Here is a 10,329-nt window from a genome sequence, read left to right as displayed (position 1 = left end):
CTTTGTTTTTTGGTGGTTTTCGGTGTCCCACGTGCAGCTAGGGTATACAACCGTGGGCGAGCGGACGCGGGCACGCCCACCCCCCACCCCCCCCCCCCCCCCCCACCCCCCGCCCCCCCCCCCCCCCCCCCCCCCCCCCCCCCCCCCCCCCCCGGGCCCCTTCGCCTCGAGGCATGTGTCTACAGCGCGCCGAAGCCCACCTTGCGCGGGGCGGGCTCGCCCAGCTCGACGTAGGCCAGACGGTCGGCCGGCACCAGGACCTTGCGGCCGTGCTGGTCCACGAGGCTGAGCAGCTGCGACTTGCCGGCCAGTGCCTCGGCCACCACGCGCTCGACCTCCTCGGGAGTCTGACCGCTCTCCAGAACGATCTCGCGGGGCGCGTGCTGCACGCCGATCTTGACCTCCACGGCTATGTCCCTCCGACGGTCACTGAGTGCGCGGGCGTCCGCGCCGTACGCTGCACACATTAGCCCGGTGAGGGGACGGATACCGTTCGGCCGTCCACGCCAGGAGCGAACAGCGGGCGGGAACAAATCTGCGACCAGGGTCCTCGTCAGTGCTGTTCGATGCCGTGCAGCGGGAAACCGGCGATGCCGCGCCACGCCAGGGAGGCCAGCAGCTGCACCGCCTGGTCGCGCGGGACGCTGCGGTCGCTGTGCAGCCAGGAGCGCGCCACGACCTGTGCCAGGCCACCCAGGCCGGAGGCGAGCAGCATGGACTCCGCGCGCGAGAGACCGGTGTCCTCGGCGATGACGTCGCAGATCGCCTCGGCGCACTCGTTGGTGACCTTGTCGACGCGCTCGCGCACCGCCGGCTCGTTCGTCAGGTCCGACTCGAAGACCAGACGGAACGCGCCGCCGTCGTCCTCGACGTACGCGAAGTAGGCGTCCATCGTCGCGCGGACGCGCTGCTTGTTGTCGGTCGTCGAGGCGAGCGCGCCGCGCACGGCCTGGATGAGCGACTCGCAGTGCTGGTCCAGCAGCGCCAGGTAGAGGTCGAGCTTGCCCGGGAAGTGCTGGTAGAGCACGGGCTTGCTGACGCCGGCCCGCTCGGCGATGTCGTCCATGGCGGCCGCGTGGTAGCCCTGTGCCACGAACACTTCCTGGGCGGCGCCCAACAGCTGGTTCCGTCGGGCACGGCGCGGCAGGCGCGTGCCTCGCGGGCGCGCCGCCTCGGTCTGCTCGATGGCTGTCACGCCGCCTCCCAAAGTCGTCCTCTTGCGGTGTGCGCCGCGCGGCCATCGTACTTTTCGGTAACCCTGGTGTGCGCGGTGCGAGCGCAGAATTTCACGGACCGGACGATCACAAAAGTAGTACAGAAGGTTTTAATCAGGTCGGTCCGGGCAAAATGCGGCCCCACTCCCGTTCGGCGCGTGCCGCTTCGGTCGCCCGTCCGTCGGCGCCCGTCCGTCAGTCGTGGTCGGTCCGTCAGCGGTGGTCGGTCAGCGGTAGTCGTCCTCGTCGAGCGAGACGACGCGCGCCTGTTCGGCGAGGTCGGCCTCGTTCGCCCGGGCGGGGTCCACGTTCTCCAGGGGGTCGTCGTGCTCCGGTGTGACGTCCGCGTACTGCTCGGCGGCATCGTTCTCCGGCGCCTCGACGTCGATCTCCCCGAAGTCGTCGTCTTCCTCGAACGTCCCGGGGTCGGTGGGATCAACGGCCATGCTGGGCTCCCTTCCTACGCACGTCCCTGAAAGATGCAGGGGCCACAAGCGGGTGCCCTCAGTACGAGCCTAGGAGACACCCGTTTCGGACGCTATGCGATGTGCCCCCGAATCGCGCCGGTATCTCCACCCGCCCGCCCCACGCCTGTGACGCCGAACACACAAAGCTCGACGTGATCGTCTCGTAACATTGCCCGCATGTCTTCGACCGAGCTGCCCTCCGTGCCGCCCACCAGTGTGCTGCCGAAGGCGGCCGCCGTCAGGGTCGCCGAGGGCGAGCGACTCCGGTCGGTCGGGCTGCCGGGCACCACGCTGACGATCCGCTCCCGGCCGCCCACGCGCGACGGGCTTCCGCCCGCGCTGTTCGTGCACGGCCTCGGCGGCTCCTCGCAGAACTGGTCCGCGCTGATGGCGCTGCTCGACGGCGTCGTGGCGAGCGAGGCCGTCGACCTGCCCGGCTTCGGCGACTCCCCGCCGCCGGACGACGGCAACTACTCCATCACGGCACACGCGCGTGCCGTGATCCGCTACCTCGACGCCTCCGACCGCGGCCCCGTCCACCTCCTCGGCAACTCGCTGGGCGGCGCCGTCTCGACACGCGTGGCCGCGGTGCGGCCCGACCTCGTCCGGACCCTGACACTGGTCTCGCCCGCGCTGCCCGAGCTGCGCGTCCAGCGGACCGCGGTGCCCACCGGGCTGGTCGGCCTGCCGGGCGTGGCCGCGCTCTTCAGCCGGCTCACCCGGGAGTGGACGGCCGAACAGCGCGTCCGCGGCGTCCTGGCGCTGTGCTACGGCGATCCCCGGCGGGTCTCCCCGGATGCCTTCCGGTACGCGGTGGAGGAGCTGGAACGGCGGCTCCAGCTGCCGTACTTCTGGGACGCGCTGACGCGGTCCACGCGCGGGCTGCTCAGCGCCTACACGCTTGGCGGCCAGCACGGGCTGTGGCGCCAGGCCGAACGGGTCCTCGCCCCGACCCTCCTCGTCTACGGCGGCCGCGACCAGCTCGTCGGCTTCCGGATGGCCCGGCGGGCCGCCCACGCCTTCCGTGACTCCCGTCTGCTCACCCTGCCCGACGCCGGGCACGTCGCGATGATGGAGTACCCCGAGACGGTGGCCACGGCGTTCCGCGAACTGCTCGCCGAGACCGCGAACGCGAACGCGGGGGGCTGAGGCACAGGTGGGACGCCACAGCCGACGTGGACCCGCGCCCAAGAGCGCGCCCAAGACCGGTTCCGGAGGGGGCGCTGGAACCGGGGGGACTGGTGGGGCCGCTGGGGCCGGTGGGTCCCGTGGTGTCGCCGGTTCCGGTGGTGCGGCGGGAGCCGGTGGCGCGCCTCGGGGGGCTTTCCCGGGCGGGCCGACGAGCGCGCCGCCCCGGCCCTACGACGGCACTCCCGCGCGGGGGATGCCGCGCCTTCCCGACGGCACTCCGGCCCACGGTGTGCCCCGGTACCCCGACGGCACCCCCGCCCACGGCGTCCCGCGTGTGCGCGGCGGCCATCCCGAGCAGCGGGAAGCCGGCGGCGGCTGGGGCGAGCCGAGGGGCAGGCCGGCCGGTGGCACCGGGCAGCCGGTGCTGCCGCGTCAGCGACCGATGCCTCCGCAGGGGCCGCGCCAGGACTACCTCGACGCCTTCGAGGGGGACGACGACGTCTTCACGCGCGCGGGACGGCCGTACGCCGCCACGCGCGCGGGAGAGGGGTACGCGCCGCCGCGCTCGGCCGACCCCTACGTACCCACCCGTGCGAGGGATCCGTACCTGTCCTCCGCGGCCGACCCGTACGCGGCGGTCGTCGACCGGGACGAGGACACGGACGCGGCCGCCCCGGCCCGCCCGGGCCCGGACGACGGCGACGCGCCGCCCACCGGGGAGCCGGCACCCGGGAAGGGTGCCAAGGGCCGGGCGTTCACCGGTATCGCCGCCGCCGCGGTCACCACCGTGCTGGCCGTCGTCGTGGCCGGACAGGTCGTCACCGACACGGGCGACGAGGACGCCGTCCGGTCGCGGTCCGCGGGCGACAAGGCGGCCCAGGAGGCGCGGGAACGCGTGCAGTCCGCCACGCCCAGCCCGTCCGTGCCCTCCGTGCCCTCCGGGCCGGTGACCCTGACGTACGACCAGAAGATGGACGCCACGTACAAGCTGAGCCCCAAGCTCGACGGATCGGGGAAGTTCGACGCGATCCCCGGCATCGACAAGGCGCCCGGCAAGGGGCAGAAGTTCACCTACCGCGTGGACGTGGAGCAGGGCCTCGGGCTGGACGGCGCGCTCTTCGCGCAGGCCGTGCAGAAGACGCTGAACGACGACCGCAGTTGGGCGCACAACGGCGCGCGCACCTTCGAGCGGATCCACTCCGGCGAGCCCGACTTCGTCATCACGCTCGCCAGCCCCGGCACCACCGCCGACTGGTGCGCCAAGTCCGGCCTGGACACCACCGAGGACAACGTCTCCTGCAACTCGACCGCCACCGAACGCGTCATGATCAATGCGTACAGGTGGGCACAGGGATCCACCACCTATGGTGACGCGATCCATGCCTACCGGCAGATGCTGATCAATCACGAGGTCGGCCACCGGCTCGGCTACCAACATGTGACCTGCGACAAGAACGGCGACCTCGCGCCCGTCATGCAGCAGCAGACGAAATTCCTCGACCGCGGCGGGATCCGCTGTCTGCCCAACCCCTGGGCGTATCCCAAGAGTTGACAAACTCGCCCCGATCTTCGACGGCCGGCAGATCGTCAAGGACGACGCGAACCTCAACACGGGCTTCCTGAACGACACGTCGGTCGATGCCGAGATCGACGCGATCAACAAGGTGACCGATCTTGACGCCGCCGAGCGGTGGGGCGCACTGGACAAGAAGATCGGCGCACAGGCGCTGACCGTGCCGCTGTTCCACCCGGTCTACAAGCGGCTGTACGGCCAGGACGTCCGCAACATCGTCATCAGCGACTGGGACGGCGTCCTGGATCCCTCCCAGGTCGCGGTCAAGCAGTCCGCTGAGTGAGACCGTTCTCGCTCCGTCAGTTCTGGCGGCGGGCGCGTGCGCGGCGTGCCGCCCTCGTCGCGGCGGCCGTCGTCGCGCTGATGAGACGGGAGGCCGGGCGGGGGGACGAGGGGCGGGACGGGTGGCGGGACGGGCGAGAGGGGCCGGCCGTGGTCTGGCCTCCGCCCCGCGCCGCGGGCGTAACGTTTCGCGCTCAAGTGATCTCTTAGCGCGACGGAACGCCATCCGTACGGGAAAGTTACGACCGTTCACCCCTTTTGGTGGTGCGACGGACAACCGTCCGTCGCGCCACCCTCTTGTCCGCATACGTTCTTCCCGCTGCGAGCCGCCGGGTCAACGGCGGCTCCCCAAACGGGAGATCGGGGGTGCGTGCGTGCGCATCGGACTGCTGACGGAGGGTGGCTATCCGTATGTGAGCGGCGACGCCGGACTCTGGTGCGACCGGCTCGTGCGCGGGCTCGGGCAGCACGAGTTCGAGATCTACGCGCTCAGCTGCGGCCCACAGCACGAGGAAGCGGGCTTGGTCGAGCTTCCGCCGCAGGTCAGGGGGGTGCGGACGGCACCGCTGTGGACGGCCGAGGACGACGGGGTCGCGTACGGCAGGCGCGCACGCCGGCGTTTCACCGAGTCCTACGGCGAGCTGGTCGCCGCGCTCTGCGAAGGCGGCGACTCCGCTGCTCAGGCGGACCGTTTCGCCAACGCTCTCTACGGCCTCGCCGAGCTGGCGCGGGACGAAGGCGGGCTGGTGGGCGCCCTCCGCTCGGAGGGTGCCGTGCGCGCCCTGGAGCGCGCCTGCCGCGCGCCCGGCGCGCTGCGCACGGCGCGTGAGGCGCGCGTACCCGATCTCCTCACCGTCGCCGCACACCTCGAACGCGCCCTGCGCCCCCTGTCGCTCGACTGGTACGAGGGAGATGGCGGAGGCGAGGGCCGCGGCGGCTCCCGTCGCGTCAGAGGCCCCGGCGGCCTCAGCGGTCCCGGCGGCCTCGGTGGCCCTGGCCGTCTCGGCGGTCTCGGCTCGGTCGACCTGTGTCATGCCGCGTCCGGCGGTGTCGCGGCGCTGCCCGGGCTGCTGGCAGGGCACTTCTTCGACGTGCCGCTGCTGGTGACCGAGTACGGGGTGCGGCTGCGGTCGCACTATCTCGGCTCCGGGGCGCCCGACGCGCCGTCCGGCGAGGCCGCTCCCGCCGTACGCGCCCTGCTCGCCGCCTTCCACGGGCGGCTCGCCGCCGAGGTCTACCGGCAGGCGGCGTACATCACGCCCGGCAACGCGCACGCCCGCCGCTGGCAGGAGCGCTGCGGGGCCGACCGCGCCAAGCTGCGCACGGTCTACCCGGGCATGGCGGCCGACCGCTTCGCCGAGGTGGGCGAAGGCCCGGACGGCGCCGACCCGCACACGCTGGTCTGGGTCGGCCGGGTGGAACCCGCGAAGGACCTGGTGTCCCTGCTGCACGCCTTCGCCGAGATCCGCCGGGCGGAGCCCCGGGCCCGGCTGCGGATCATCGGCGCGCCGGGCGGGCCCGAGGGGCAGGCCTACCTCCACCACTGCCGGATGCTGGCCGCGCAGCTCTTCCCCGACGAGGCGGAGGGGCCCCACGCCGTCGGCGACAACCCGGTCTCCTTCGAGGAGATCGGCGGCCCGGAAGCGTCCACGCTCGCCGAGGCGTACGCGGCCGGCGCCGTCGTCGTGCTGTCCAGCGTCGTGGAGGGGTTCCCGGTCGGCCTGGTCGAAGCCATGTTCTGCGGCCGGGCGACCGTGTCCACGGACGTCGGTGCGGTGGTCGAGGTCATCGGCGGGACCGGACTGGTCGTCCCGCCGCGCAATCCGCGGGCGCTCGCCGAGGCGTGCGGGGCGCTGCTGCGCGACCCCGAGCGCCGTGCGCGCCTGGGCGCGGCCGCCCGCGCACGCGCCCTGGAACTCTTCACGGTCGAGCAGAACGTCGCGGCGTTCCATGGCATTTACCTGGAGATCGTCTCGCGCAGCCCGATGCGCCGGTTCGCCCTCGACGACGCCGGCGACCCGCTCCCGTTCGCCGTCCCGGCCGAGGCCCGGCTGGCCGGCCGGTGGACCGGCCTGGGGACACGGGTCACCGCCGCCCGGCGCGGACCGGGGTGGGCGGCGGGACCGCCGGTCCGGGGGACCTCGCCGAGCGGCCCTGTCTCCCCTGTTTCGCCGGTTTCCCCTGTCTCTCCTGTTTCCCCCGCCTCCTCTGTCTCCACGGTTCCGGCGGCGGAGGGAGCGCGATGAGCGGGCTCGGTGAACTGGACCGGCCGGGGGCCCCGGCGGGCGAAGGGTCCTGGGACGGGGACGGGGACGAGCGGTCGGGGGAGTGGGCCGTGGGGGAGGGGCACGCGGCCGACCCCGGGAAGTGGCGCGCGGCGTACACGGCGGAGGAGGACCGCCCGCCCGTGTCGGACTCCGGCGCGGAGCCGGGGGCGTACGAGGGCGTGCGCGCCGGTACGCGGGGGCAGGGTCGCCCCGGCGCGGGCGCCTCCGATGACGCCCCCGGTGACGCCCGCAGGCCGACCGGCCCCGCTGCTCCCGGTCGCGGCGCCGTGGACCCGGTGAAGGCCCTGATGCACCGTCACCGTGAACTGTGCGAACGGGCCGTCGACCCGCTGGAGATCGCCGCAGGTCTGGAGGCGCACGGCGTCACCGACCGCACCGCCGCCCGCTTCCGGCACCGGGACGTCTTCTCCCTCGCGGAGGAGATGTACGCCCGCGTCCCCCGCGACGGCGACCCGCCTTCGCGCCCCGCGCCCACCGCGCTCCCACGGCCCCGCCTGGACTGGGCGCTGCTCACCCTGCTGCCGGGCGCCCTGTGCGCCGCGACGGTCACCGGCCTGCGCCTCACCCACGGAAGGACATGCCTCCTGATCGTCGCCGTGGGCGTCCTCGCCGTGCTCCTCGCCCTGCGCGCGGCCCTGCGCCGGGGCCCGCTGAGCCGACGCGCCGGCACCCGCACCGGCGCGCACCGCACCGGAACCTGGACCTGCTGGCTGCTCGCCTACGCGGCCCTCGGCGACGGCCTGCTGCGCGCCGCCGTCGCGGGCGGACCCGACGGCCTGCCCACCGGCACGGCGGACGCCGCCTGGCCCTTCGCCGCCACACCCGTCCTCACCCTTACGTTGTCCTGCGCGCCCGCCGCCTGGTGCGCCCACCTCCTCTCCGTCCGCGCCCGCCGCCGTCTGGACGCCAGCCGTGGCCTGGAGGAGTTCGCCGCCTCCGTACGACCGCTGCTGCTCGGTACGTTCGCCGTGCACCTGTGCGCACTCGCCGCACTGACCTCCCTCTGTGCGGCGGTCCTGGGCGAGCCCGCCGGCCACGCCACCACCCTCACACTGGGCGCGCTCCTGCTACTGGCCCGCCTCCTCACCGTGCACGGCTCCACCCGCGCCCCGGCGGTCGTCCTCCCGGGCGCCGCGGCGGCCGAGGCGCTCGCCGTCGCCACCGTCTTCGCGGGCCGCCTCCCCGGCTGCGGCTTCCTCGCCGTCCCCGTGGAGACCCTGGTGACCGCCCGGGGCCCGGCCGCCGTCCCCGTCCTCGTCTGCGCGGCGGCGGCCCTGACTCTGCTCGTCCACGCCGCCCGCACCCTGACCAGGGCCTCGGCCCACGCCCGAACGGCCCCGCCGTGCTGACGGCCGGCCCCGCCCCCGCACACCGGCGCCCCGCCGCCCCCCGAACCCCGCGCGCCGCGCCACCCCCACCGTGCGCCGACCACCGCACGACGCACGCGCTCCTCCACCAAGCCGCAGGCAAGCGCAACACCCCTGTAAGGAGAGACCAGATGACCACCTCCCGATCCGGAGCGACCGGAGCCACCGGGGCCCCCGCGGTCGCAGGAGCCCCCGCGGTCACAGGAGCAGCCGCAGCACCCGGACCAGCCGCGACGCACACCCGGAGGGCCGCACGATGAGGGTCCTGCTGATCGGAGCCAACGGTTACCTCGGCCGCTTCGTCGCCGACCGCCTGCTCGCCGACCCGGCCGTCCAGCTCACCGCGCTCGGCCGCGGCGACGACGCCGACGTCCGCTTCGACCTCGCGAGCGGCAGCCCCGGCGCGCTGACCCGGTTCCTCGACGCGGTCCACCCGCAGGTCGTCGTCAACTGCGCCGGCGCCACCCGCGGCGGCGCCCGAGAGCTCACCCGGCACAACACCGTCGCCGTCGCCACCGTCTGCGAGGCACTGCGCCGCAGCGGCTGCGGAGCCCGGCTGGTGCAGATCGGCTGCGGCGCCGAGTACGGTCCGAGCCAGCCCGGCTCCTCCACGGCCGAGGACGCCGTGCCGCGCCCCGGCGGGCCGTACGGCGTCAGCAAGCTCGCCGCGACCGAACTCGTCCTCGGCTCGGGTCTGGACGCCGTCGTCCTGCGCGTCTTCTCACCGGCCGGCCCCGGCACCCCCGCCGGATCCCCGCTGGGGCGCCTCGCCGAGGCCATGCGGCGTGCCATGCAGTCCGGCGACGGCGAACTCAAGCTCGGCGGCCTCGGAGCCCAGCGCGACTTCGTCGACGTCCGGGACGTAGCCCGCGCGGTGCACGCCGCCTCGCTCTCCGCCGCCCAGGGCGTCATCAACATCGGCTCGGGCCGCGCCGTCCGACTTCGCGACGCCGCCGCGATCCTCGCGCGCGTCGCCGGATACGGCGGTGCGCTCCACGAACTCGACGGACCGCCCGGCGGCCACCTCCGGACCACCATCGGCCACCCCCGCCCCGACTCCGACCACGCCGCCCCGGTCGCGTACCCGTACCCGGACGGCTGCGGCAGCTGGCAGCAGGCCGATGTGCGCACCGCCCGCGACCGGCTCGGCTGGCGGCCCCGGATCAACCTCGAGGAGTCCCTCGCCGACATCTGGATGGAGGCGGCATGTCGTATCTGACGGGCACTCCCGCCGGCACCGCCGGCACCGGGACCACCGACATCCGCACGGGCTTCGGCGTCCCCGGCATCGCCCATCCCCTCCTCGCGCCGGCCGAGTGGGGCGACCTCGCCCGCCCCGGCACCCCCCTGCACTGGGTGGTCCTCGACGTCGCCGGCGGTCCCGGCGTCCGCCCCGACCCGCACTGCCTGCAGGCGGCGGGCCGTCTGCGCAACGGCGGCGTCCGCGTCCTCGGCCGGATCGACACCGCCCACGGCTTCCGCACCTTCGCCGAGCGGATCGCCGACGCGCAGCGCTACCTCGACTGGTACCAGGTCGACGGCTTCCTCCTGGATCGCTGCCCGAGCGACCGCGCCACGCTTCCCGAGATCCGTCGCACCGTCACCACGCTCCGCACGCTCCGTGACGCGCCCCACATCGTCCTCGGCCACGGCATCCACCCTCATCATGGCTACGCCGACCTCGCCGACCAGGTGGTCAGCTTCTCCGGCTCGTGGAGCGACTACCGCTGGTCGCAGGTGGCCGAGTGGACGGCGGACCATCCCCCCGAGCGCTTCTGCCACTTCGTGCACGGTGTGCCCCGCGGCCATCTCGACGAGGCGCTGCGCATCGCCCGCTGGCAGGGTGCGGCGACGATCTGGTTCACCGACCGTCACGACCTCGGGGGACGGTGCGACCCCTGGGAGGCCATGCCCGGCTACTGGGACGACATCGTCTCGCGGATCGGAACGGGTGTCTCGGAATGAAGAAGCCCATGACAGTGTTGCAGGGAGAACAACTGTAGTGAT

Annotated in this window: 9 protein-coding genes and 1 pseudogene; 7 read left to right on the top strand and 3 right to left on the bottom strand. The window is 74.0% G+C overall.

Features of this window, described 5'->3' with window-relative positions:
- Positions 1 to 179: 179 nt before the first annotated feature.
- The 3 genes from ACZ6D7_RS10580 to ACZ6D7_RS10570 form a co-directional block, all read right to left on the bottom strand.
- Entirely contained in the window at positions 180 to 407 is a 228-nt protein-coding gene (locus tag ACZ6D7_RS10580) for a DUF3107 domain-containing protein (RefSeq protein WP_030784015.1), read from the bottom strand.
- 146 nt (positions 408 to 553) lie between these two features.
- Positions 554 to 1,195, bottom strand: a complete 642-nt coding sequence (locus ACZ6D7_RS10575; RefSeq protein WP_389345070.1) for a TetR/AcrR family transcriptional regulator — start codon at positions 1,193 to 1,195, stop codon at positions 554 to 556.
- Between the two features lie 246 nt (positions 1,196 to 1,441).
- Positions 1,442 to 1,660 (bottom strand): hypothetical protein, encoded by a 219-nt coding sequence (locus ACZ6D7_RS10570; RefSeq protein WP_469486770.1) that lies wholly within the window; start codon positions 1,658 to 1,660, stop codon positions 1,442 to 1,444.
- A 198-nt stretch (positions 1,661 to 1,858) separates the two neighbouring features.
- On the opposite strand from ACZ6D7_RS10570, the gene ACZ6D7_RS10565 reads away from it, so the two are divergent.
- The 7 genes and pseudogenes from ACZ6D7_RS10565 to ACZ6D7_RS10535 all read left to right on the top strand — a co-directional run bounded on the left by ACZ6D7_RS10565 (position 1,859) and on the right by ACZ6D7_RS10535 (position 10,287).
- Positions 1,859 to 2,830 carry an alpha/beta fold hydrolase gene (locus ACZ6D7_RS10565; RefSeq protein WP_469486767.1) on the top strand — a complete coding sequence of 324 codons (972 nt, stop codon included), beginning with the start codon at positions 1,859 to 1,861 and terminating at the stop codon, positions 2,828 to 2,830.
- 235 nt (positions 2,831 to 3,065) lie between these two features.
- The gene (locus tag ACZ6D7_RS10560) at positions 3,066 to 4,364 is read left to right on the top strand and encodes a DUF3152 domain-containing protein (protein WP_469486763.1); all 1,299 of its coding nucleotides are present in this window, start codon (positions 3,066 to 3,068) and stop codon (positions 4,362 to 4,364) included.
- Positions 4,365 to 4,368: 4 nt separating this feature from the next.
- Positions 4,369 to 4,668, top strand: a pseudogene (locus ACZ6D7_RS10555) (ABC transporter substrate-binding protein); the annotation flags it as partial.
- Between the two features lie 373 nt (positions 4,669 to 5,041).
- Complete coding sequence (locus tag ACZ6D7_RS10550) at positions 5,042 to 6,913, top strand: DUF3492 domain-containing protein (RefSeq protein WP_469486756.1); 1,872 nt, start codon at positions 5,042 to 5,044, stop codon at positions 6,911 to 6,913.
- On the top strand, positions 6,910 to 8,304 hold the full coding sequence (locus ACZ6D7_RS10545) for a hypothetical protein (RefSeq protein ID WP_469486750.1): 1,395 nt from the start codon (positions 6,910 to 6,912) through the stop codon (positions 8,302 to 8,304). Before ACZ6D7_RS10550 ends, ACZ6D7_RS10545 begins: the two co-directional genes overlap by 4 nt.
- 274 nt (positions 8,305 to 8,578) lie before the next feature.
- Positions 8,579 to 9,541, top strand: a complete 963-nt coding sequence (locus ACZ6D7_RS10540) for an NAD-dependent epimerase/dehydratase family protein (protein WP_469486748.1) — start codon at positions 8,579 to 8,581, stop codon at positions 9,539 to 9,541.
- Entirely contained in the window at positions 9,529 to 10,287 is a 759-nt protein-coding gene (locus ACZ6D7_RS10535; RefSeq protein ID WP_469486745.1) for a spherulation-specific family 4 protein, read from the top strand. Before ACZ6D7_RS10540 ends, ACZ6D7_RS10535 begins: the two co-directional genes overlap by 13 nt.
- Positions 10,288 to 10,329 lie beyond the last annotated feature (42 nt).

The organism is Streptomyces sp. NPDC041784 (assembly GCF_055591025.1).
The sequence above is the reverse complement of the archived record's forward strand: the minus strand, read 5'-3'. Positions and strand labels throughout refer to the sequence as shown.

Coding starts and splice junctions, on each gene's coding strand:
- ACZ6D7_RS10535 (WP_469486745.1), top strand. CDS start 9,529: ATGTCGTATCTGACGGGCACTCCCGCCGGCACCGCCGGCACCGGGACC.
- ACZ6D7_RS10565 (WP_469486767.1), top strand. CDS start 1,859: ATGTCTTCGACCGAGCTGCCCTCCGTGCCGCCCACCAGTGTGCTGCCG.
- ACZ6D7_RS10545 (WP_469486750.1), top strand. CDS start 6,910: ATGAGCGGGCTCGGTGAACTGGACCGGCCGGGGGCCCCGGCGGGCGAA.
- ACZ6D7_RS10570 (WP_469486770.1), bottom strand. CDS start 1,660: ATGGCCGTTGATCCCACCGACCCCGGGACGTTCGAGGAAGACGACGAC.
- ACZ6D7_RS10540 (WP_469486748.1), top strand. CDS start 8,579: ATGAGGGTCCTGCTGATCGGAGCCAACGGTTACCTCGGCCGCTTCGTC.
- ACZ6D7_RS10560 (WP_469486763.1), top strand. CDS start 3,066: ATGCCGCGCCTTCCCGACGGCACTCCGGCCCACGGTGTGCCCCGGTAC.